We start from the raw sequence: 21336 nt of genomic DNA, 5'->3' as shown, positions 1-21336 counted from the left end.
GATTACCCCTTGACCGCGCCGGCCGTCAGGCCGCGCACGAAATACTTGCCTGCGACCACATAGACCAGCAGGGTCGGCAGCCCGGCGATCATCGCCGCCGCCATATCAACGTTATATTCCTTGACCCCGGTGCTGGTGTTGACCAGGTTGTTCAGCGCCACCGTGATGGGCTGCGAGTCACCGCTGGAGAACACCACGCCGAACAGGAAGTCGTTCCAGATCTGCGTGAACTGCCAGATCAGGCACACCATGATGATCGGTGTCGACATCGGCAGGATGATCAGGCGGAAGATCGTGAAGAACCCCGCGCCATCCAGGCGTGCCGCTTTCACCAGTGCATCGGGAATGCTGACGTAGTAGTTACGGAAGAACAGTGTAGTAAACGCCAGTCCGTAGACGATGTGCACGAACACCAGGCCCGTGGTGGTACTGGCCAGGCCCATCTTGCCGAGGGTGAACGAGGCAGGCAGCAGCACGGTCTGGAACGGCAGGAAGCAGCCGAACAGCAACAGGCCGAAGAACAACTGCGAACCGCGAAAGCGCCACATCGACAGCACGTAGCCGTTCAACGCGCCGATGGCGGTGGAAATCAGCACGGCCGGAACGGTGATCTTGATCGAGTTCCAGAAGTAACCGTCAACCGTGGCCCAGGCTTTCACCCAGCCGATGCCGGTGACCACGGTGGGCCAGCTCAGCAGGTTGCCGGTGCTGATGTCTTCCGGGGTCTTGAAGCTGGTGAGCAACATGACCACCAACGGCACCAGGTACAGCAGTACAGCGAGGATCAGCACCGCGTAGATCGCGATGCGGCTCAGGCTGATGGCAGGTTTGCCGACAAGACTAGTCATTACGCTTGGTCCTTAGCTCGGAGTACAGGTAAGGCACGATGATTGCGAGAATCGCACCGAGCATCAGAATCGCACTGGCCGAGCCCATGCCCATCTGGCCGCGGCTGAAGGTGAACGAGTACATGAACATCGCCGGCAGGTCGGAGGAGTAACCCGGACCACCCGCGGTCATCGCCGCCACCAGGTCGAAGCTCTTGATCGCGATGTGCGCCAGGATCATCACCGCACTGAAGAACACCGGACGCAGGCTTGGCAGCACCACTTTCCAGTAGATGCGCGGCATGCTTGCACCGTCGATCTGCGCGGCACGGATGATCGATTGATCAACCCCGCGCAGGCCGGCGAGGAACATCGCCATGATGAAGCCCGAGGCTTGCCATACAGCAGCGATCACCAGGCAATACACCACACGGTCCGGGTCGATCAGCCAGTCGAGGCGAAAGCCTTCCCAGCCCCAGTCACGCAGCAATTTGTCCAGGCCCATGCCCGGGTTGAGCAGCCATTTCCAGGCGGTACCGGTGACGATCATCGAGAGCGCCATCGGGTACAGGTAAATGGTGCGGATAAAGCCTTCGCGGCGGATTTTCTGGTCGAGGAAAATCGCCAGGGTCACGCCGATCACCAGGGTGATACCGATGAACATGCCACCGAACACCGCCAGGTTCTTGCTCGCGACCCACCAGCGGTCGTTGTCGAACAAGCGCGCATATTGAGCCAGGCCCACGAACTTGTAGGTCGGCAGGAAAGTCGAGTTAGTGAACGACAGCACGAACGTCCACAGGATGTAGCCATAGAAGCCCACCAGAACGATGAACATGCTCGGCGCCAGCACCAGTTTGGGTAGCCAGCGCTGCAGTGCATCGAACGGCGAGGCTTTGCTGAACACAGCAACAGAACTCATGGGAAAATCCAGTACAGGGAAAAAGGACTACAGGAACATGCCTTGCGGGGGTTAGGGGTCCCCCCGCAAGGCCATTCAGTACTAACCGTTACTTGGCAGACTTGATCGCGTTGTACAGTTTCTTCGCGGTATCAGCAGGGTCTGCTTTCGGGTCGTTGATGTAGTTGGTCACAACATCAAAGAACGCGCCTTGTACCGCCAGCGTGGTTGCCATGTTGTGGGCCATGCTTGGCTGCAGGCCGCCAGTCTTGGCATCCGCCAGGAAGTCCTTGGCAGCCGTCTGGGCGCAGGAGTCGAAGCCGTATTTGCCCATGTCTTGCAACATGTCGATACGAACCGGGATCGAGCCCTTGTTGATGCTGAAGACTTTCTGGAAGTTTTCGCTCAGTACGACCTTGGCGATGTCCTGCTGGCCGGCAGCAGTGCCTTTGTCTTTCTGCTTGAACACGGCGAGGGAGTCGATGTTGTAGGTGAACGCCTTGTCGGTGCCCGGGAAGGCTACGCACTCGTAGTCTTTGCCGGCGACTTTCTTGGCGGCGGTCCATTCACTCTTGGCCCAGTCACCCATGATCTGCATGCCGGCCTTGCCGTTGATGACTTTGGCGGCTTCCAGGTTCCAGTCCTGGCCTTTGCCGTCGGCGTCCATGTAGGTCGCGACTTTTTTCAGCTCGGTCAGGGACTTGATCATTTCAGGGCCGGTCAGGGCTTTTTCGTCCAGGTCCACCAGGGCTTTCTTGTAACCATCAGCCCCCATGACCGAGAGCACGACCGCTTCGAAAACGGTGCTGTCCTGCCAAGGCTGGCCACCGTGGGCGAGCGCAATGAAGCCGGCTTTCTTCAGCTTGTCGCCAGCGGCGTAGAACTCTTCGAGGGTGGTCGGGTTTTTAGTGATACCGGCTTTCTTGAAGACTTCCGGGTTGATCCACAGCCAGTTCACGCGGTGAATGTTCACCGGCACGGCCACGTAATCACCTTCGTACTTCACGGTATCGGAGACTTTCTTGTCCAGCAGGGAGTCCCACTTTTCTTCTTTGGCGGGAGCCTTCAGGACGTCGGTGTCGAGCAGCCCGGTGGACGCCCATTCCTGGATGTCTGGGCCTTTGATCTGGGCCATGCCTGGCGGGTTGCCAGCAACGGCGCGGCTTTTCAGCACGGTCATGGCAGTGGAACCGCCACCGCCGGCGACGGCACCGTCTTTCCAGGTGAAACCGTCTTTTTCAACTTGGGCCTTCAGGACATCTACTGCCGCTTTCTCGCCACCCGAGGTCCACCAATGCACAACTTCAACCGTCCCTTTCGAGTCGGCGGCAAATGCACTGAGGGGAAACAACGAGGCAACGGAAATAGCTACGGCGAGGCGACTGATCGCTTTCATCTGAGTACCTTTTTTCTTGTTGTTATGCATGCAAGTCGGTGCTTGCGCTGCAAACGAGTTTAAACAGGGATTTTTCAGGTGCAGGTAACAAAGGGACGCCAAAATGTCACCACTTGGTGACATAACGCCCGGCGGCCACGGCACTGGCCATGCTGGGTGACAAGGGTAGACCCGGCAGCAATACAGACTGCCAGGCATGATAGAGGTCCGGCTTGCCACCCCAGATCTTGCTGCTGGGCTGGTTTTTCGGGCTCAGTTCGTGGTGCCAGCTGCCGTGGGTTCGGTCGATGAAATGGCTTTCACAGAACTCCCAGAAGCGCCGGTACCAGGTTTCGTAATGCAGTTCTCCCGTGCGTTTGAGCAGCGCCTGGGCAGCGGCGCTGGCTTCGCAATGGGTCCAGTGCAGGCGCTCGCGCACCACTGGGCGCTGGCTCCAGTCGAGGGTGTAGACAATGCCGGGCGCGCCGTCGACGGCCCAGGCATATTCGCAGGCGCTGGCGAACAGGCCCTTGGCGTCGGTCAACAACCAGTCAGGGGTGACGAGGCCGGCGTCCAGGCGCGCGGCCTCAAGGTGCAATACCAGCCGCGCCCATTCGAAGCCGTGGCCGGGGGTGATCCCGTAAGGGCGAAAGCCATCGGCCGGGTTGTCTTCGTTGTAACCGCGCAGGGGTTGCCAGTGGCTGTCGAAATGCTCGATCACCACGTCCCGGTTTTCCGCCGCATGGGTGTGAATAATTCGCTCGACGATGCGCAGTGCCCGGTCCAGCCAGCGGGTTTCGCCGGTGACATCGGCCAGGGCCAGGAACGCCTCGGTGGCGTGCATATTGCTGTTGGCACCGCGATAGGCTTCCAGGCCGCTCCAGTCCTGGGCAAAGGATTCGAGCATCGCGCCCTCCTCTTCGCTCCAGAAGTACTGGTCGATGATGTGAGTGGCGTCGTTGAGTAAGGTTTGCGCGCCGGGAGCGCCGGCCACTACCGCCGAGCTGGCCGCCAGGGCCACAAAGGCGTGCAGGTAGGCGGCCTTGCCGGTGTTGCCATCGCAGGCATTCGGCTTGGCGAACCAGCCGCCGTGCCGGGCATCGCGCAACGGGCCGCTGAGGGCGGCAACCCCGTGCTCCACCAGCTCGGCGTAACCGGGCAAACCGAGGCCGTGGGCCATGGCGAAGCTGTGGGTCATGCGGGCAGTGTTCATGGTTTCGGCGACGGCATCGGGCGGCAAGACGCCGTGGTCGTCGAGGTTGCCGAAGCCTTCAGGCAGCCTGGAAGCCTTGGCGAATGACAGCAGGCGCTGGCCTTCAGTGGCAAGCCAGGCGTGATGGGCAGGTGCGTTAAGCCAACTACTGGCAGGCAGTGGTTGCGTGGTCATGATCAGCCCTTTTTATTATGTGCGGGATGCCCGGAGTCTAAACAAGGGCGGGGCGAGGGCAAGTAACGAAGGAGGTGGGAAATGTCACCGGATGGTGACATTGATTGTGCCTCTTCCTGTGTAGGAGCCGAGCTTGCTCGCGTAGAACGCCAAAACAACCCGTTTATTCAAAATAAACACGTCATCGTTAACGACCTTCGCGAGCAAGCTTGCTCCTACGGGACGGGCTTACGGCTTCGGCTGGTTGATCTGCTGCTGCAGGTTCTGCACCTGGCTCTGCAAGGTGGTGACGTTGCGCGTGGTCTGGATGCGGAACACGTCGAACTCCTTGGTGGACGGGCCGTCGGAGGCGGCCGGACGGCTGTCCTGTTCGCTCTTGAGCACCACGAGGTCCTGCTCCAGGCGGGCAATCGCGGCCGCAGGGTTGCCCTGCTTTTTCAGCGCGGCGACGTCGGCGGAAAGCTCCTTGAACTCGGTATCCCGGGACTTGAGGGTTGCCACGGCGTCCGTCAACGCCTGGACCTGGCCTTGCAATTGCGCATTGGCGCCGGCCAGTTGGGTGGTGCTGGCGGTCATCTGCTCAAGGCGTTTATCGAGGTCAGTCGCCTGGCCGGCCACACCCAGCTGCTGCTTGCCCTGCTCCAGCAACTGGGTTTCCAGCTGCTTGATCTGCAGTTTCAGGGCCTCACTGCCGTTGTTCACACTGGCCTCGCTGGCCACCACCTTGCCGGAAATGTCCTGCAGGCGCCCCGCCGCTTCCTCACTGATGCGTGCGAAGCTTTCCTGGGTCGCCACCAGTTGCTGGCCCATCAGGGAAATCTGCTGGAAGCTCCACCAGGCAAGGCCTGCGAAGGCGAACAGCAACGCGCCGACCAATGCCCACAATGGCCCGGTACTGGCGCTCTTGACCTTGACAACCGGCGCTGGCCGGGAGCGCACGGACGTGGCCGGTGAAGGCTCGAAATCATCGTCGTCCGAGGTATCAGCCCGCAGGCTGGGAACATTGTCAAAGTCGTCGTTAGCATCGTTACGCATGAATCAACCTTCAAACCTTTGAGGTGGCATATGGATAGCCAAGCGCCGGAGTATAAACCCCGGCCTGCCGCACTGATCGACCCTGGGTCGCAAATTCGGTTCCCGGTGTGTTGCCGGTTATTTAAGCCCCACGTCCTGGGCTTTCCACCAACTGCAAAACTCGTCGAGGGCCGCCCACAAGCTGACCTTGGGCTGGTAGTCGAGATAATGCCGTGCGCGGGTGATGTCGAGGGTGAAATCTTTGTTCATTACCTGCATGCCCAGCCGTGACAAGGCGGGTTCCGGACGCCCTGGCCACAGGGCACAGAAGGCTTCGTTCAGCGCCGCAACACTGTAGGACAGGCCGTAGGACCGGTAACGCGTGACCTGGGGCATGTCCATCTGGCGCATCACGTAGTTCACCACATCCCACACCGGCACCGGGGTGCCGTTGCTGATGTTATAGGCCTTGCCCAGCGCCGAGCCCGTCGCCAGCAAACCGCTGAGCAGGGCTTCATTGAGGTTGTGCACGCTGGTGAAATCGACCTTGTTCAGGCCATCGCCGACGATCGCCAGACGGTTCTTGCGCTGCATTTTCAACAGGCGCGGGAAGATGCTCATGTCACCGGCGCCCGTGACGAAGCGCGGGCGCAGGGCCAGCACTTCGAGGCCGAATTCCTGGGCACCGAACACCTTTTGTTCCGCCAGGTATTTGGTGGCCGCGTACGGATGCTTGAAGCGCTTGGGCACTTGCTCTTCAGTCAGCCCCAGGTGGTCGCGGCCATCGAAATAGATCGAGGGTGACGACAGGTGCACCAGGCGCCCGACCCGCTGCTTCAGGCAGGCTTCCACCACGTTCTCGGTGACCAGCACATTGCCCTGATGGAAATCCTGGTAACGCCCCCACAGCCCCACGGCCCCGGCGCAATGCACCACGGCCTCGACGTCGCGGCACAACTCGCGCACCAGGTCCGGATCATTCAAATCACCCTGGATAAACTCGGCGCCGCGCCGCACCAGGTGCTCCACACCTTCGGCCCGCCGCCCGTTGACCCGCACGTCCAGGCCCTGCTCCAGGGCGAAACGCGCAAAACGCCCGCCAATGAAGCCGCTTGCGCCGGTGACCAGAATTTTCATGACTTACTCCGCATTCTTTCGTTTTTCATCGCTGTTGCCTTGACGCTGGCCATCACTCCAACGGCACCAACCATTGCCCCGTTGTTTGCGCCAGATGGTCCGTCAACAAGCCCAGCAATTGTCCACCACTGCGCCAATGATGCCAGTACAGCGGCACATCGATCGGCTTATCTGGCAATAACTCAACCAGCACGCCCCTTTCCAATTGATCGCGCACCTGTAATTCAGGCACCAGGCCCCAGCCCAATCCGGCTTCCGTCAGGCGGATAAAGCCTTCGGACGATGGGCATAAATGGTGTTCGAAACCACCGTCCACGCCCAGGGACGCCAGGTAGCGATGCTGCAGGAAATCATCCGGGCCGAACACCAGTGCCGGGGTGCGGGCGAGTTGATCGGCACGTACGCCCTCGGGAAAGTGCCGCGCAACAAAAGCCGGGCTGGCCAGCGCCCGGTAACGCATGGCACCGAGCAACAGGCTGCGGGCGCCGGCCACCGGGCGTTCGCTGGCGCAGATGCAGGCCGCCACCTCGCCGGCGCGCATGCGTTTGAGGCCCACGGTCTGGTCTTCTACCACCAGGTCCAGCAGCAGGTGCTGCTCGGCGCAGAAGTCGCTGACGGCTTCGGCCCACCAGGTGGCCAGGCTGTCGGCATTCAAGGCGATACGCAGGCGCTCGGGCATGCCCTCTTCATCCAGCGCGGGCACCTGGCTTTGCAGGTCGCGCTCCAGCAGCCGCACCTGTTGCACGTGGTTGAGCAGGCGGCGGCCGATTTCGGTGGGCGTCGGCGGCGAGGCACGGACCAGCACCGGTTGGCCGACGCGTGCTTCCAGCAGCTTGATGCGCTGGGAAATGGCCGATTGCGAGATTCCCAGCACTTGGGCGCCCCGCTCAAAGCCGGCCTGCTCCACCACCGCCGCCAGGGCGGAAAGCAATTTATAGTCGAACATCAGTTTTCCTAATGAGCGATCAGCAATATTGGTTTTTCTTATACAGCCTTGCACCGGAGAATAGCCAGCATCGCTTCTTCTTATTCAAGGATCTCCCACATGGCTGGCGAAACCGCCCTGGCAACCCTGCTGCGCAGCATGAGCCCACAGCTCAACGACGGCGACTACGTGTTCTGCACCCTGGCCGACAGCCGCATCCCCGAAGGATGCGAGGTGATCGGCAGCTTCCGCGAGCAGGAAGGCCTGACGCTGATCGTCGAACGCCAGCAGGCCGAACAGGCCGGGCTGGCCTTCGAGTACGTGGCGGCGTGGATCACCCTCAACGTGCATTCGGCCCTGGAGGCCGTCGGCCTGACTGCCGCGTTCGCCACGGCCCTGGGCAAGGCCGGCATCAGTTGCAACGTGATTGCCGGCTACTACCACGATCACCTGTTTGTCGGCCGCGCCGATGCCGAGCGCGCCATGACGGCGTTGCGGCAACTGGCGGCGGGCGCGGAGTAAATCCTATGTGGCAAAGCTATATGAACGGCCTGCTGGTGGCCTTTGGTTTGATCATGGCCATCGGCACCCAGAACGCCTTTGTTTTGGCACAAAGCCTGCGCCGTGAACATCACCTGCCCGTGGCGGCATTGTGCGTAGTGTGCGACGCGATCCTGGTGGCCGCTGGTGTGTTCGGCCTGGCGACCGTGCTGGCGCATAACCCGATACTGCTGGCGGTTGCCCGTTGGGGCGGTGCAGCGTTCCTGTTGTGGTACGGCACCCTCGCCCTGCGCCGGGCCTGCTCGAGACAGAGCCTGGGCCAGGGCGAGAACCTCAAGGTGCGCTCGCTGAAGGCCGTGATGCTCAGCGCCCTGGCGGTGACCCTGCTCAACCCCCACGTGTATCTGGACACGGTCCTGCTGATCGGCTCCCTCGGTGCCCAGCAGACCGAACCGGGCGCTTACGTAGCCGGTGCCGCCAGCGCGTCACTGCTGTGGTTCATGACCCTGGCCCTCGGCGCCGCATGGCTGGCACCGTGGCTGGCGCGCCCCGCCACCTGGCGGATTCTGGACCTGCTGGTAGCCGCCATGATGTTCAGCGTGGCCTATCAATTAATCAGTGCAGCGTAGATATTCCAAAACGCTCTGGAACCTCTATCCCACACAGTTGTTGCGTGGTTTTGCCGCACCCCCGGTGCTATGATCCAGCCCCTGCGCCGCAAAGAGTACAAACTCCCCGGCGCTTGTTTGGCCGCCCGTGATCGGCCTTGCGCTCACCGCAACTGACCTGATTAGGAGAATCATCATGGCTTTCGAATTGCCGCCGCTGCCCTACGCACACGATGCCCTGCAGCCGCACATTTCCAAGGAAACCTTGGAGTATCACCACGACAAGCACCACAACACCTATGTCGTGAACCTGAACAACCTGGTGCCTGGCACCGAGTTCGAAGGCAAGACCCTGGAAGAAATCGTCAAGTCTTCTTCGGGCGGCATCTTCAACAACGCCGCTCAGGTCTGGAACCACACCTTCTACTGGAACTGCCTGGCGCCAAACGCTGGCGGCCAACCTACCGGCGCACTGGCTGAGGCCATCAACGCAGCCTTCGGTTCGTTCGACAAGTTCAAGGAAGAGTTCACCAAGACGTCCGTCGGCACCTTCGGTTCCGGTTGGGGCTGGCTGGTGAAAAAGGCTGACGGTTCCCTGGCCCTGGCCAGCACCATCGGCGCCGGCAACCCGCTGACCAGCGGCGACACCCCGCTGCTGACCTGCGACGTCTGGGAACACGCTTACTACATCGACTACCGCAACGTGCGTCCAAAGTATGTGGAAGCGTTCTGGAACCTGGTCAACTGGAAGTTCGTGGCTGAGCAGTTCGAAGGCAAAACCTTCACCGCTTAAGTACCGCTTGCAGTAGAAAGAGCCCGGCGATTGCCGGGCTTTTTTGTGGGCGCGACATAACAGCAACAACCGGCGAAGACCTATGGAACTCGATGACAAGAAATAACCACGCAGGTGGCAGGAGGAATTTCCCTCTTATTGATGTCGGAGAGTTTACCTATGGCAATCGCAGGAGCAGGTGCAGCAGCATTAGCGGCACCGATAATCGCAGCCGCCGCCCCGGTGGCAATAGACGCCGTGAAGACAGGCGTAGGAATGGCTGTGGACGCGGGAATGTCCCTTGCACAATCAATGGCAAACAGCTCGAAAGACAACTCGAACCCGGTAACAACCTCGTAAGAACCGCAGCATTCGCTTCCCTGGCATCCAGGGAAGCGAAAAAAACCAGCGTATTTACCTCCATCGCCCGCTGGATTGAGCCGCCTCGCTATTCCCCCGCCCGACCCAAACCACCACAAGCCGTAATGTCCCTTTGACTGCCATCACGGGATTGCCAATACTCATGGCATATTGAGGCTACCCGCATGGAACAAGGAATAACCCTTTGAAGCTGGAACTCAAAAACAGCTTGTCGGTGAAGTTGCTACGGGTGGTACTGCTTTCGGCATTGGCCGTGGGCGTGGTACTGAGCGCGGCGCAGATCGTCTTTGATGCCTACAAGACGCGCCAGGCCGTGGCCGGCGATGCCCAGCGCATCCTCGACATGTTTCGCGACCCGTCCACCCAGGCCGTCTACAGCCTGGACCGGGAAATGGGCATGCAGGTCATCGAAGGCCTGTTCCAGGACGATGCGGTGCGCATGGCTTCCATCGGCCACCCCAACGAAACCATGCTCGCGGAAAAAACCCGCGACCTGCAACAATCCCCCACCCGCTGGCTCACCGACCTGATTCTGGGCCAGGAACGCACTTTCACCACGCCGCTGGTGGGGCGCGGGCCTTACAGCGAGTACTACGGCGACCTGAGCATCACCCTCGACACCGCCACCTATGGCAAAGGGTTTCTCGTCAGCTCCGTGATCATTTTTATCTCCGGTGTGCTGCGGGCGCTGGCCATGGGCCTGGTGTTGTACCTGGTCTATCACTGGCTGCTGACCAAGCCGCTGTCGCGGATCATCGAGCACCTGAGTTCGATCAACCCCGACCGGCCCAGCGAGCACAAGATCCCGCAACTCAAGGGCCACGAGAAAAACGAACTGGGGATCTGGATCAACACCGCCAACCAGTTGCTCGAATCCATCGAGCGCAACACGCATTTGCGCCATGAGGCGGAAAACAGCCTGTTGCGCATGGCCCAATACGACTTTCTCACCGGCCTGCCGAACCGCCAGAAGCTGCAGGAGCAACTGGACAAGATCCTGATCGACGCCGGCCGCCGGCAGCGCAGGGTCGCGGTGTTGTGTGTGGGGCTGGACGACTTCAAAAGCGTCAACGAGCAGTTCACCTACCAGGCTGGCGACCAGTTGCTGTTGGCCCTGGCCGACCGCCTGCGCGCCCACAGCGGGCGCCTGGGTGCCCTCGCCCGCCTGGGTGGCGACCAGTTCGCCCTGGTGCAGGCCGATATCGAGCAGCCTTATGAAGCTGCCGAGCTGGCGCAAAGCATCCTCGATGACCTGGAAGCGGAGTTTGCCCTCGATCACGAACAGATCCGCCTGCGCGCCACCATCGGCATCACCCTGTTCCCAGAAGACGGCGACAGCACCGAGAAGCTGCTGCAAAAAGCCGAACAGACCATGACCCTGGCCAAGAGCCGCTCGCGCAACCGCTACCAGTTCTATATCGCCAGCGTCGACAGCGAAATGCGCCGCCGCCGCGAGCTGGAAAAAGATTTGCGCGATGCCTTGAGCCGCGAACAGTTCTACCTGGTGTACCAGCCGCAGATCAGCTATCTCGACCACCGCGTGGTGGGTGTGGAAGCCTTGATTCGCTGGCAGCACCCGGAACACGGCCTGGTGCCGCCCGACCTGTTTATCCCCCTGGCGGAACAGAACGGCACCATCATTGCCATCGGCGAATGGGTACTGGACCAGGCCTGCCGACAACTGCGGGAATGGCACGACCTGGGATTCACCGAGCTGCGCATGGCGGTCAACCTGTCGACGGTGCAGTTGCACCACGCCGAACTGCCGCGGGTGGTCAATAACCTGCTGCAAATCTACCGCCTGCCGCCCCGCAGCCTGGAGCTGGAAGTCACCGAAACCGGCCTGATGGAAGACATCAGCACCGCCGCCCAGCACCTGCTGAGCCTGCGCCGCTCCGGGGCGTTGATCGCCATTGATGACTTCGGCACCGGCTATTCGTCCCTGAGCTACCTGAAAAGCCTGCCGCTGGACAAGATCAAGATCGACAAGAGCTTCGTCCAGGACCTGTTGGATGACGACGACGATGCCACCATCGTGCGGGCGATCATCCAGCTCGGCAAAAGCCTCGGCATGCAGGTGATCGCCGAAGGCGTGGAGACCGCCGAACAGGAGGCCTACATCATCTCCGAGGGCTGCCACGAAGGTCAGGGTTACCACTACAGCAAACCCCTGCCGGCACGGGAGTTGGTGGCCTACTTGAAACAGGCCAGGCGCAATAGCGCCGCCATTCTCTGAAGCCATGCTGGCCAGCGGTAGCCCACGCGCCGCCGGCCAGCAAATCGATACTAAATATTTCCTACTTATAACCCTTTACACAAAATGCAAATCTTTCGCATTATGTCGCAGTTTTGCGCGCCCCCCGCGTGCCCCATCAACAACCGAAGCAGGATGTTCGCCATGATTCGTATGCCCCTGGCCACCGCCAGCCTTCTCGCCATTGCCATTTCCCTCGCCGGTTGCGGTGAAGGCAAAGACAAGGCCGCCGCACCTCAAGCCCCGGCCGCCGCCAGCACTACCGCCCCCGCGGCTGCCCCGGCAGGCCAGGTTGACGAGGCCGCCGCCAAGGCTGTGGTCGCGCATTACGCTGACATGGTGTTCGCGGTGTACAGCGATGCCGAGTCCACCGCGAAAACCCTGCAAACCGCGATCGACACCTTCCTCGCCAACCCGAACGACGACACCCTGAAAGCGGCCCGCACCGCCTGGATCGCGTCCCGTGTGCCGTACCTGCAGAGTGAAGTGTTCCGTTTCGGCAACACGATCATTGACGACTGGGAAGGCCAGGTGAACGCCTGGCCCCTGGACGAAGGCCTGATCGACTACGTCGACAAGACCTACGAGCACGCTCTGGGCAACCCGGGCGCGACCGCCAACATCATCGCCAACACCGAGATTCAAGTCGGCGAAGACAAGGTCGATGTGAAAGAAATCACCCCGGAAAAACTCGCCAGCCTGAATGAGCTGGGCGGTTCCGAGGCCAACGTTGCCACCGGCTACCACGCGATCGAATTCCTGCTCTGGGGCCAGGACCTGAACGGCACCGGCCCGGGCGCCGGCAACCGCCCGGCGTCGGACTACATGACCGGTGATGGCGCGACTGGCGGTAACAACGAGCGTCGCCGTACCTACCTGCGCGCCGTGACCCAACTGTTGGTCAGCGACCTGGAAGAAATGGTCGGCAACTGGAAGCCCAACGTCGAAGACAACTACCGCGCCACGCTGGAAGCCGAGGCGCCGACCGATGGCCTGCGCAAAATGCTGTTCGGCATGGGCAGCCTGTCCCTGGGCGAACTGGCCGGTGAGCGTATGAAGGTTTCCCTGGAAGCCAACTCGCCGGAAGACGAACAGGATTGCTTCAGCGACAACACCCACAACTCGCACTTCTATGACGCCAAGGGTATTCGTAACGTTTACCTGGGCGAGTACACCCGCGTCGACGGCACCAAAATGACCGGCGCCAGCCTGTCGTCCCTGGTGGCCAAGGTGGACCCGACCGCCGATGCGACACTGAAGGCCGACCTGGCGTCGACCGAAGCGAAGATCCAGGTCATGGTGGATCACGCCAACAATGGTGAGCACTACGACCAACTGATCGCCGCCGGCAACGATAAAGGCAACCAGATCGTGCGTGATGCAATCGCCGCGCTGGTGAAGCAGACCGGTTCGATCGAACAGGCCGCTGGCAAGCTGGGCATCAGCGACTTGAACCCGGATAACGCTGATCACGAGTTCTGATCAGTGCCGAGTTGAAAGAGGCGACCTTCGGGTCGCCTTTTTTGTGCCTCCCAAACCGCTTTAAGCCGAACACATTACCTGTGGCGAGGGAGCTTGCTCCCGTTGGGCCGCGCAGCGGCCCCAGTGAAGCCACCGCACCTTTCCAGAAAAACGCCTCGGCAGGTTTGAGGACTGCTTCGCAGTCCAACGGGAGCAAGCTCCCTCGCCACAGGATCATCGCCCCCCGGTTTACTTGCCCTGCACCGCAGGTAGAATGGCGCCTTTCCCTGTCACACCGAGCGGACCTCATGGCGTTGCCGACCTTACGGATAATCGGTTTCATTATCGGCATCTTCCTGATCACCCTCGCGATCGCCATGGTGGTGCCAATGGCCACCTTGGTGATTTTCGAACGCACCCAAGACCTGCCCTCATTTCTCTGGGCCAGCCTGATCACCTTTCTGGCAGGCTTGGCCCTGGTCATCCCCGGCCGCCCGGAACACGTGCACCTGCGCCCGCGGGACATGTACTTGCTGACGGTCTCCAGCTGGGTCGTGGTGTGCATCTTTGCCGCACTGCCCTTCCTGCTGACCCAGCACATCAGCTACACCGATTCGTTCTTTGAAAGCATGTCCGGCATCACCGCCACTGGCTCCACGGTGCTCAGCGGCCTGGACAGCATGTCGCCCGGCATCCTGATGTGGCGCTCGCTGCTGCACTGGCTGGGTGGCATCGGCTTTATCGGCATGGCGGTGGCGATCCTGCCGCTGCTGCGCATTGGTGGCATGCGGCTGTTCCAGACCGAGTCCTCGGACCGCTCGGAAAAGGTCATGCCCCGCTCGCACATGGTGGCGCGATTGATTGTGGCGGCGTACGTGGGCATCACCATCCTGGGCAGCCTGGCCTTTTGGTGGGCCGGGATGAGTCTGTTCGATGCGATCAACCATGCCATGTCAGCCATTTCTACCGGCGGCTTTTCAACCTCCGATGAGTCCCTGGCCCACTGGAAACAGCCGGCGGTGCACTGGGTGGCGGTGGTGGTGATGATCATGGGCAGCCTGCCGTTCACCCTGTATGTGGCCACGATGCGTGGCAACCGCCGGGCGCTGATCAAGGACCAGCAGGTGCAAGGCTTGCTCGGTTTGCTGCTGGTGACCTGGCTGGTGCTCGGCACCTGGTACTGGTGGACCACCGACCTGCATTGGCTGGATGCGCTGCGTCACGTGGCGGTAAACGTCACTTCAGTGGTGACCACCACCGGCTTTGCGCTGGGGGACTACAGCATCTGGGGCAATTTCTCGCTGATGCTGTTCTTTTATCTGGGCTTTGTCGGCGGTTGCTCCGGCTCCACCGCCGGCGGCATCAAGATCTTCCGGTTCCAGGTGGCTTACATCCTGCTCAAGGCCAACTTGAACCAGCTGATTCACCCGCGGGCGGTGATCAAGCAGAAGTACAACGGCCACCGCCTCGATGAAGAAATCGTGCGTTCGATCCTGACCTTCTCGTTTTTCTTCGCGATCACCATCTGCGCCATCGCCCTGGCCCTGTCGCTGCTGGGCCTGGACTGGATGACCGCGCTGACCGGCGCCGCCAGTACCGTGTCCGGCGTGGGCCCGGGCCTGGGGGAAACCATCGGCCCGGCCGGCAACTTCTCCACCCTGCCGGACGCCGCCAAGTGGATCCTGTCCCTGGGCATGCTGCTGGGCCGGCTGGAGATCATTACGGTGTTTGTGCTGTGCATTCCGGCGTTTTGGCGTCACTGACGGGCGCCTCCTGCAACCGCGCCCGGTACTCGCCGGGCGTGGCATCGAACCAGCGGCGGAATGCCCGGAAGAAGTTGCTCGGGTCGGCAAACCCCAACAGGTAGGCAATCTCCAGCAGGGTCATGCTCGGCTGCGCCAGGTATTGCTCGGCCAGTTCGCGGCGGGTGTCGTCCAACAGGGTCTGGAAACTGGTGCCCTCCTCCTGCAAGCGGCGCTGCAAGGTGCGCTGGGACAGGTGCAGCGTCTGCGCAACCACCTCGCGCTTGGGCTCGCCCTGGGGCAGCAACCGGCACAGCACCTGGCGCGCCTTGTGGGTCACGCGGCTTTCGGAAAACCGCGCCAGGTACTCCCCGGCAAAACGATCATGCAGCAACGCCATCGCCTCGTTCGCCGTAGGCAACGGCGCTTCCATGTCCGCCCGCTCGAAGATCAGCGCGTCATAGGGCGCGTTGAACACCAGCGGTGCATGAAAGGCTTGTTTATAGGGTGCCAGGTCCGCCGGCTGGTCGCCCTGCACCAGCACCTTGCGTGGCTGCAACGTGCGCCCGGTCAGCCAGCCGCATAACGCCAGGGCGCTGGCCAGGGACGCTTCGGCGCTTTGGCGGGTGGGCGGCAGGTGGTCGCCGTGCACCGTCAGAATCAGTGCATAGCCTTCGGGTAACAGTCGGAAACTCAGGTCGGCACTTTCTGCAATGATCCGCTGATAACGCACCAGCCGCATAAAACCTTCGGCGAGGGTGTTGCTGGACATCAAGGCATAGCCGGCCACATGAAACGACGCCGGGCGTACCACCTTGCCCATGTTCAGGCCAATCGCCGGGTTGCCCGACAGCTCTACCGCGCGCTGCCAGAGCCGGGTCATGGAGTCCTGGGGGAAACGCGCATCGGGGTCGTTCAGCGCGGCGTAATCCAGGCCGAGCTGCTTGAACAAGGCACGGCAATCCAGGCCGTCCATCTCCAGCGCCTTGACTATCCCCATCGCCCAGCTTGCAGAAGTCGTTCGTTCGCTCATGGCGTTTTCTTAACAAGGAAGGCTGAAACGACAGCCAGGAATCCGAAGGATACTAAAGTGGCATCTATTGTCACTGGCTGTTACCACTGATGACTCTAGACTCAAATAAGCTCCCCGCCGAACATCTGTCGGGCAGAACAATAATCAGAGGGCCGATCACCGTGGAAAATGTCAGGCAATTCAATAGCTTCGCTGATTTCTACCCGTATTACCTGAGTGAGCACGGCAACAGCACCTGCCGTCGTCTGCACTTTATCGGCACCAGCCTTGTGATCTTCATCCTCGCCCTCGCGATTGGCAAAGGCGCCTGGTGGCTGCTGCTGGCACTGCCGGTGGCGGGCTACAGCTTTGCCTGGATTGGCCATTTCTTCTTTGAAAAGAATCGCCCGGCGACTTTCCAGCATCCGCTCTACAGCCTGTTGGGGGATTTTGTGATGTACCGCGACATGATCCTCGGCAAAGTGCCGTTCTAGCCCGGCGCTTCAAGAACAATAAGAGAGGCTTTGATGAACCAGCAGGCCCGTTTCACCCATATGCAGGATGGCACCCAGGAAGACTGGGCGATCATTGCCAAGGACTTCAGCGCCTACGCCCGGCAATTGCCCGGCCGGATCCTCGCGCACCTGCGGTTGCTGGAGGGCGACTTCGGTGGCTTCCCGGTGGACCGCCTGACCCACTCGCTGCAAACCGCCAGCCGTGCCTGGCACGACGGGCGCGATGAAGAATATGTGGTGTGCGCCCTGCTCCATGACATCGGCGACACCCTGGGCTCGTACAACCACCCGGACATCGCCGCCGCGATCCTCAAGCCGTTTGTGAGCCCCGAGAACCTGTGGATGGTGGAAAAGCACGGGATCTTCCAGGGCTACTACTTCTTCCATCACCTGGGGATGGACCGCCACCTGCGCGAGCAATTTGGCGACCATCCGCAGTACCGGCAAACCATCGAGTTCTGCGCGAAGTACGATGCGGCAGCGTTCGATCCGGCCTACGACACCCTGCCGCTGAGCTTCTTCGAACCAATGCTGGCGCGGGTGTTTGCCCAGCCGAAGAATTCGCTCTACAAGGCGGCGATGGAACGCCAGGGTTAAACCGGCAGCAGCTTGCCGCCATGACCGGCTTGGACCGTCGGCTCCGGGCCTTTAACAATCTCCCGGGCAACGGTCAGGATGACGATGGCGGCGATGATGTCGAAGATCGCCAGCACCACAAACAGCGGGCTGTAGCCAACCTTGGTCACCAGCACCCCGAACACCGCGGTAAACGCCGCGGCCCCGATAAACCCGCACATCTGCCCGCCACCGGTGGCGGTGGCCACGTCGTTCTTGCCAAATGAGTCCGAGGCAATGGAAAACAGCGCCCCCGACAAGGTCTGGTGGGCGAACCCGCCGACGCACAGCAAGGCAATCGCGGTGTAGGCGCTGTCCACCAGGCCGATACACGCCGGGCCGATCATGCACAGGCAACCAAACAGCATCACCAGCTTGCGCGAGTTGAACAGCGAGACCTTGAAGTAGCGATGGAACAGCGGGCTCAGGTAGCCACCCAGCACGCAGCCGATGTCGGCGGCAAGGAACGGCAGCCAGGCGAACAGCGCCATTTCCTTGATGTTCATGTGCCGCTCGGTCATCAGGTACAGCGGAATCCAGGCGTTGAAGGTCTGCCAGGCCGGTTCCGAGAGCATGCGCGCCGAGGCGATGGCGAAAAAGTTGCGGCTCTTGAGGATGCGCTTCCAGCTGGCTTTCTTCTGCACGCCGTCCTTCAGGTGAGTCTCCTGGCCGGCTTCGATGTACTCACGCTCGGCCTGGGCCAGCAGGCGCTGGTCACGCGGGTGTTTGTACAACAGCAGCCACAACCCGCTCCACACCAGGCCGATGCCACCGACGATCAGGAACGCCAACTGCCAGCCGCTGTGCAAAATCGCCCAGACCACCAGCGGCGGCGCCAGCAAGGCACCAAACGACGAACCAAAGTTGAACCAGCCGATGGCGACGGAGCGCTCCTTGGCCGGGAACCACTCGGTAATCGCCTTGACGCCGCCGGGGAAACCCGCCGACTCCGTCAGCCCCAGCGCGCCACGGGCCACCGCCAGGCTCTGCCAACCGGTGGCAAACGCGGCCAGCGCGCACACCACCGACCAGGAAATGGCAAAGATCGCAAAGCCCATCTTGGTGCCGATGGCGTCGATCACATAACCGGCGATCGGCTGCATCAAGGCGTAGCACACCTGCCAGGCAACCACGATGTGGGAATACTGCTCAGTGGAGATGCTCAGGTCGGTCATCAGCGTGGGGGCTGCGACGGAGAGCGTGTTGCGGGCCAGGTAGTTAATAATCAGGCCGACCGTCATCAGCCCGACCATCCACCAACGGATGCCTTTGATTTTCATCGCTTCACCTTAATTATTTTTAGATTTGAGGCGTACGTTCTGCGACCGAGCGCATCCGTATTACGGGCGCTATAAAACTGTAACGTCATATGTCGTCATACAACTGTTAGCGTTATATTCAGTCCATGCCACGATGTCAATCCGTTAGAGGCGATGTTGTACGACGACAATGGAACCTGTGTGGCGCCATGTCACTTGCGCGAGGGGAATGAAGAGGTGTTCATTTTTGGAGATAAAATCTTTCTGTCATTTACAGTGCTGTATCCTGCACAAGCTTTTTGAAAGCGCGGAATCACCTGCGATTGATAAAACAGATCTTGCGAGGAGCGACGACGATGCACGAAATCCCTAATCTCCCCTTCCCAAGCCTGCGCGAAACTGAGCAGCCAACCCCGCAACAGGCCGGTGCCAGCAAGCCCGAGCCAAAAGAGGCAAAACCGGTCGACCGCAAAAGCGCAGACTGAGTGCCGTACCCAGACCGTGTGGAAAGCGTGACATTGCGCGCTTTCCACACCGCCTGAACACCGTGAGCCCTGCCATGACCGACACCACCCCCGATACCGCCGTGCTCGACACTGCCCTGCAGATGGTCGAGGTGTGGAACCGCCTCACCCCGGAAAAACAGGCACTCCTGCTCAAGCGCTTCGGCACCCAGGAAAACGCCCTCGCCGCGCTGGTCACCACGCAACTGCTCAACCCCGCCGATCGCTAAAAATTTGGTTTGCTGCCCCCGCGCGCGCCCAGCATCGGTATCATAAGCAGCCTATCTTTTCCTGCTGCGACAGTGGACCTCTCCCATGCCAGATACCCAGCGCCCCATGGCGGTCACGCTGCAAGTCGTTTCCATCGTTCTATTCACCTTCATCGGCTACCTGAATATCGGCATTCCCCTGGCCGTATTACCGGGCTATGTGCACAGCGACCTGGGCTTTGGCGCCGTGATCGCGGGCCTGGTGATCAGCGTGCAATACCTGGCCACCCTGCTGAGCCGGCCCTATGCCGGGCGCATCATCGATAACCGCGGCAGCAAGCGCGCCGTCATGTACGGCCTGGCGGGTTGCGGGTTGAGCGGCGTGTTCATGTTGCTCTCGGCGTGGTTATCGCACCTGCCGGCGTTGAGCCTCACCAGCCTGCTGATCGGCCGCCTGGTGCTGGGCAGCGCCGAAAGCCTGGTGGGCTCGGGCTCCATCGGCTGGGGCATTGGCCGGGTGGGCGCGGCGAACACCGCCAAGGTCATCTCCTGGAACGGCATCGCCAGCTATGGCGCCCTGGCCATCGGCGCGCCGCTGGGGGTGTTGCTGGTGAGTCATTTCGGGCTGTGGAGCATGGGCGTCAGCATCATCCTGCTGGCAGTGCTGGGCCTGGTGCTGGCCTGGCCGAAAGTCGCCGCGCCGATCGTGGTGGGCGAGCGCTTGCCGTTCATGCATGTGCTGGGGCGCGTGCTGCCCCACGGTTGCGGGCTGGCGCTGGGCTCGATCGGGTTTGGCACCATCGCCACCTTCATCACCTTGTATTACGCGACCCAGCACTGGGATAACGCCGTACTGTGCCTGAGCCTGTTCGGTGCCAGCTTTATCGGGGCGCGGTTGTTGTTCGGGAATTTGATCAACCGGATTGGCGGGTTTCGCGTGGCGATTGCCTGTTTGTCGGTAGAGACCCTGGGCCTGCTGCTGCTGTGGCTGGCGCCGGATCCTCATTTGGCATTGGCGGGTGCGGCGTTGAGCGGGTTTGGGTTTTCCCTGGTGTTTCCGGCGTTGGGGGTGGAGGCCGTCAACCTGGTACCCGCTTCGAGCCGGGGTGCGGCGGTGGGGGCGTACTCGCTGTTTATCGACTTGTCGCTGGGGATCACCGGGCCGTTGGCTGGGGCGATTGCGGCGGGGTTCGGGTTTGCCTCGATCTTCCTGTTTGCGGCGATCGCGGCGTTTGGCGGGTTGCTGTTGAGCCTGTACCTGTACCGGCAGGCGCCGAAGTATCGCGAAGAGCGGCAGGCGAGCTAGAAGTCGACCTTGCCGCGGCCGGCCTTGATGCTGCCGCGTTTGGTCTTGGATTCGAGGCGGCGCTTTTTTGAGCCCAGGGTGGGTTTGGTCGGGCGGCGTTTCTTTTCGACCTTGGTGGCGCTCTGGATCAGCTCGACCAAACGCTCGAGGGCGTCGGCGCGGTTCTGTTCCTGGGTTCGGTATTGCTGGGCCTTGAGGATCAGCACGCCTTCGCTGGTGATGCGGCTGTCGCGCAGGGCCAGCAGGCGTTCCTTGTAGAAATCAGGCAGGGACGAGGCCGGGATGTCGAAACGCAGGTGCACGGCGCTGGAGACTTTGTTGACGTTTTGACCGCCGGCGCCTTGGGCGCGGATGGCCGTCAACTCGATCTCGGCGTCGGGGAGGTGCACGTTGTTGGAAATCTCCAGCATTTTTTTGGTTGGGCCTTGGGGGTGGTGGATAAGGATACGCCAATGTGGTGGGCTTCTGGGCTTCTGGACACCGAGGGCATATCCGTTATTTAGGTAACGGCTGATATTGGTTCCGCTCTTACAGCGGCTCACTTTTGAAAAGCCGGAATGCCGGCCCAGTCAAAAGTAAGCAAAACGCTCTTGCCCCACCACTCGGCACCTCGCCTAGGCTCGGTGTGCCCT

The 21336-nt window shown here is 61.3% G+C and carries 21 protein-coding genes; 10 read left to right on the top strand and 11 right to left on the bottom strand.

The window, feature by feature from the left end; all coding sequences use genetic code 11:
* Window positions 1–2: 2 nt before the first annotated feature.
* The 7 genes from HX875_RS32120 to HX875_RS32090 form a co-directional block, all read right to left on the bottom strand.
* A complete protein-coding gene (locus HX875_RS32120; RefSeq protein ID WP_177048958.1) occupies window positions 3–848 on the bottom strand; it encodes a carbohydrate ABC transporter permease in 846 nt (281 codons plus the stop codon).
* The gene (locus HX875_RS32115; RefSeq protein ID WP_010169866.1) at window positions 841–1749 is read right to left on the bottom strand and encodes a carbohydrate ABC transporter permease; all 909 of its coding nucleotides are present in this window, start codon (window positions 1747–1749) and stop codon (window positions 841–843) included. The genes HX875_RS32120 and HX875_RS32115 overlap by 8 nt, the downstream gene beginning before the upstream one ends.
* An 88-nt stretch (window positions 1750–1837) precedes the next feature.
* The gene (locus tag HX875_RS32110) at window positions 1838–3124 is read right to left on the bottom strand and encodes an ABC transporter substrate-binding protein (RefSeq protein WP_177048957.1); all 1287 of its coding nucleotides are present in this window, start codon (window positions 3122–3124) and stop codon (window positions 1838–1840) included.
* A 106-nt stretch (window positions 3125–3230) separates the two neighbouring features.
* Window positions 3231–4490 (bottom strand): D-mannose isomerase, encoded by a 1260-nt coding sequence (locus HX875_RS32105; protein ID WP_177048956.1) that lies wholly within the window; start codon window positions 4488–4490, stop codon window positions 3231–3233.
* A 228-nt stretch (window positions 4491–4718) separates the two neighbouring features.
* Window positions 4719–5525: an ATPase gene (locus tag HX875_RS32100; protein WP_177048955.1), complete on the bottom strand. Its 807-nt coding sequence runs from the start codon at window positions 5523–5525 to the stop codon at window positions 4719–4721.
* A gap of 117 nt (window positions 5526–5642) precedes the next feature.
* Complete coding sequence (locus HX875_RS32095) at window positions 5643–6641, bottom strand: NAD-dependent epimerase/dehydratase family protein (protein ID WP_177048954.1); 999 nt, start codon at window positions 6639–6641, stop codon at window positions 5643–5645.
* 52 nt (window positions 6642–6693) lie between these two features.
* On the bottom strand, window positions 6694–7587 hold the full coding sequence (locus HX875_RS32090; protein ID WP_177048953.1) for a LysR family transcriptional regulator ArgP: 894 nt from the start codon (window positions 7585–7587) through the stop codon (window positions 6694–6696).
* Window positions 7588–7686: 99 nt separating this feature from the next.
* Between HX875_RS32090 and HX875_RS32085 the strand changes: the two genes are divergently transcribed.
* The 6 genes from HX875_RS32085 to HX875_RS32060 all read left to right on the top strand — a co-directional run bounded on the left by HX875_RS32085 (window position 7687) and on the right by HX875_RS32060 (window position 15306).
* Entirely contained in the window at window positions 7687–8088 is a 402-nt protein-coding gene (locus HX875_RS32085; RefSeq protein WP_177048952.1) for an ACT domain-containing protein, read from the top strand.
* Between the two features lie 5 nt (window positions 8089–8093).
* The gene (locus HX875_RS32080; protein WP_177048951.1) at window positions 8094–8696 is read left to right on the top strand and encodes a LysE/ArgO family amino acid transporter; all 603 of its coding nucleotides are present in this window, start codon (window positions 8094–8096) and stop codon (window positions 8694–8696) included.
* Window positions 8697–8871: 175 nt separating this feature from the next.
* Entirely contained in the window at window positions 8872–9468 is a 597-nt protein-coding gene (locus HX875_RS32075) for a superoxide dismutase (protein ID WP_003212997.1), read from the top strand.
* Window positions 9469–10012: 544 nt separating this feature from the next.
* On the top strand, window positions 10013–12064 hold the full coding sequence (locus tag HX875_RS32070; protein ID WP_177048950.1) for a putative bifunctional diguanylate cyclase/phosphodiesterase: 2052 nt from the start codon (window positions 10013–10015) through the stop codon (window positions 12062–12064).
* A gap of 162 nt (window positions 12065–12226) precedes the next feature.
* Window positions 12227–13564 carry an imelysin family protein gene (locus HX875_RS32065; protein ID WP_177048949.1) on the top strand — a complete coding sequence of 446 codons (1338 nt, stop codon included), beginning with the start codon at window positions 12227–12229 and terminating at the stop codon, window positions 13562–13564.
* Between the two features lie 287 nt (window positions 13565–13851).
* A complete protein-coding gene (locus tag HX875_RS32060) occupies window positions 13852–15306 on the top strand; it encodes a TrkH family potassium uptake protein (RefSeq protein ID WP_177048948.1) in 1455 nt (484 codons plus the stop codon).
* Here HX875_RS32060 and HX875_RS32055 read toward each other — a convergent pair.
* The gene (locus tag HX875_RS32055) at window positions 15263–16318 is read right to left on the bottom strand and encodes an AraC family transcriptional regulator (protein ID WP_010169878.1); all 1056 of its coding nucleotides are present in this window, start codon (window positions 16316–16318) and stop codon (window positions 15263–15265) included. The genes HX875_RS32060 and HX875_RS32055 overlap by 44 nt on opposite strands.
* Window positions 16319–16479: 161 nt before the next feature.
* Here HX875_RS32055 and HX875_RS32050 point away from each other — a divergent pair, with 161 nt between their 5' ends.
* Entirely contained in the window at window positions 16480–16791 is a 312-nt protein-coding gene (locus HX875_RS32050; protein ID WP_177048947.1) for a DUF962 domain-containing protein, read from the top strand.
* Window positions 16792–16824: 33 nt separating this feature from the next.
* Window positions 16825–17409 carry an HD domain-containing protein gene (locus HX875_RS32045; RefSeq protein ID WP_177048946.1) on the top strand — a complete coding sequence of 195 codons (585 nt, stop codon included), beginning with the start codon at window positions 16825–16827 and terminating at the stop codon, window positions 17407–17409.
* On the opposite strand, the gene HX875_RS32040 is transcribed toward HX875_RS32045, so the two are convergent.
* Both HX875_RS32040 and HX875_RS32035 read right to left on the bottom strand, forming a co-directional pair.
* Entirely contained in the window at window positions 17406–18680 is a 1275-nt protein-coding gene (locus HX875_RS32040; RefSeq protein WP_177048962.1) for an MFS transporter, read from the bottom strand. The genes HX875_RS32045 and HX875_RS32040 overlap by 4 nt on opposite strands.
* A 218-nt stretch (window positions 18681–18898) precedes the next feature.
* Complete coding sequence (locus HX875_RS32035) at window positions 18899–19219, bottom strand: hypothetical protein (RefSeq protein WP_177048945.1); 321 nt, start codon at window positions 19217–19219, stop codon at window positions 18899–18901.
* Between the two features lie 26 nt (window positions 19220–19245).
* Between HX875_RS32035 and HX875_RS32030 the strand changes: the two genes are divergently transcribed.
* Both HX875_RS32030 and HX875_RS32025 read left to right on the top strand, forming a co-directional pair.
* Window positions 19246–19419: a hypothetical protein gene (locus tag HX875_RS32030; RefSeq protein WP_177048944.1), complete on the top strand. Its 174-nt coding sequence runs from the start codon at window positions 19246–19248 to the stop codon at window positions 19417–19419.
* A gap of 85 nt (window positions 19420–19504) precedes the next feature.
* The gene (locus HX875_RS32025; protein ID WP_177048943.1) at window positions 19505–20704 is read left to right on the top strand and encodes an MFS transporter; all 1200 of its coding nucleotides are present in this window, start codon (window positions 19505–19507) and stop codon (window positions 20702–20704) included.
* On the opposite strand, the gene arfB is transcribed toward HX875_RS32025, so the two are convergent.
* Complete coding sequence (gene arfB, locus HX875_RS32020) at window positions 20701–21114, bottom strand: alternative ribosome rescue aminoacyl-tRNA hydrolase ArfB (RefSeq protein WP_177048942.1); 414 nt, start codon at window positions 21112–21114, stop codon at window positions 20701–20703. The genes HX875_RS32025 and arfB overlap by 4 nt on opposite strands.
* Window positions 21115–21336: the final 222 nt, after the last annotated feature.

The organism is Pseudomonas yamanorum (assembly GCF_013386765.1).
Classification (GTDB): domain Bacteria; phylum Pseudomonadota; class Gammaproteobacteria; order Pseudomonadales; family Pseudomonadaceae; genus Aquipseudomonas; species Aquipseudomonas yamanorum_A.
Note: the sequence above shows the minus strand (reverse complement) of the source record. Positions and strands in the feature narration are given on the sequence as shown.

Excerpts from the sequence above, each read along its gene's own strand:
- HX875_RS32085 (WP_177048952.1), top strand. The coding sequence starts at position 7,687 with ATGGCTGGCGAAACCGCCCTGGCAACCCTGCTGCGCAGCATGAGCCCA.
- HX875_RS32105 (WP_177048956.1), bottom strand. The coding sequence starts at position 4,490 with ATGACCACGCAACCACTGCCTGCCAGTAGTTGGCTTAACGCACCTGCC.
- HX875_RS32075 (WP_003212997.1), top strand. The coding sequence starts at position 8,872 with ATGGCTTTCGAATTGCCGCCGCTGCCCTACGCACACGATGCCCTGCAG.
- HX875_RS32110 (WP_177048957.1), bottom strand. The coding sequence starts at position 3,124 with ATGAAAGCGATCAGTCGCCTCGCCGTAGCTATTTCCGTTGCCTCGTTG.
- HX875_RS32095 (WP_177048954.1), bottom strand. The coding sequence starts at position 6,641 with ATGAAAATTCTGGTCACCGGCGCAAGCGGCTTCATTGGCGGGCGTTTT.
- HX875_RS32030 (WP_177048944.1), top strand. The coding sequence starts at position 19,246 with ATGACCGACACCACCCCCGATACCGCCGTGCTCGACACTGCCCTGCAG.
- HX875_RS32090 (WP_177048953.1), bottom strand. The coding sequence starts at position 7,587 with ATGTTCGACTATAAATTGCTTTCCGCCCTGGCGGCGGTGGTGGAGCAG.
- HX875_RS32055 (WP_010169878.1), bottom strand. The coding sequence starts at position 16,318 with ATGAGCGAACGAACGACTTCTGCAAGCTGGGCGATGGGGATAGTCAAG.
- arfB (WP_177048942.1), bottom strand. The coding sequence starts at position 21,114 with ATGCTGGAGATTTCCAACAACGTGCACCTCCCCGACGCCGAGATCGAG.
- HX875_RS32025 (WP_177048943.1), top strand. The coding sequence starts at position 19,505 with ATGCCAGATACCCAGCGCCCCATGGCGGTCACGCTGCAAGTCGTTTCC.
- HX875_RS32100 (WP_177048955.1), bottom strand. The coding sequence starts at position 5,525 with ATGCGTAACGATGCTAACGACGACTTTGACAATGTTCCCAGCCTGCGG.
- HX875_RS32045 (WP_177048946.1), top strand. The coding sequence starts at position 16,825 with ATGAACCAGCAGGCCCGTTTCACCCATATGCAGGATGGCACCCAGGAA.
- HX875_RS32080 (WP_177048951.1), top strand. The coding sequence starts at position 8,094 with ATGTGGCAAAGCTATATGAACGGCCTGCTGGTGGCCTTTGGTTTGATC.
- HX875_RS32040 (WP_177048962.1), bottom strand. The coding sequence starts at position 18,680 with ATGGTCGGGCTGATGACGGTCGGCCTGATTATTAACTACCTGGCCCGC.
- HX875_RS32115 (WP_010169866.1), bottom strand. The coding sequence starts at position 1,749 with ATGAGTTCTGTTGCTGTGTTCAGCAAAGCCTCGCCGTTCGATGCACTG.
- HX875_RS32060 (WP_177048948.1), top strand. The coding sequence starts at position 13,852 with ATGGCGTTGCCGACCTTACGGATAATCGGTTTCATTATCGGCATCTTC.
- HX875_RS32065 (WP_177048949.1), top strand. The coding sequence starts at position 12,227 with ATGATTCGTATGCCCCTGGCCACCGCCAGCCTTCTCGCCATTGCCATT.
- HX875_RS32120 (WP_177048958.1), bottom strand. The coding sequence starts at position 848 with ATGACTAGTCTTGTCGGCAAACCTGCCATCAGCCTGAGCCGCATCGCG.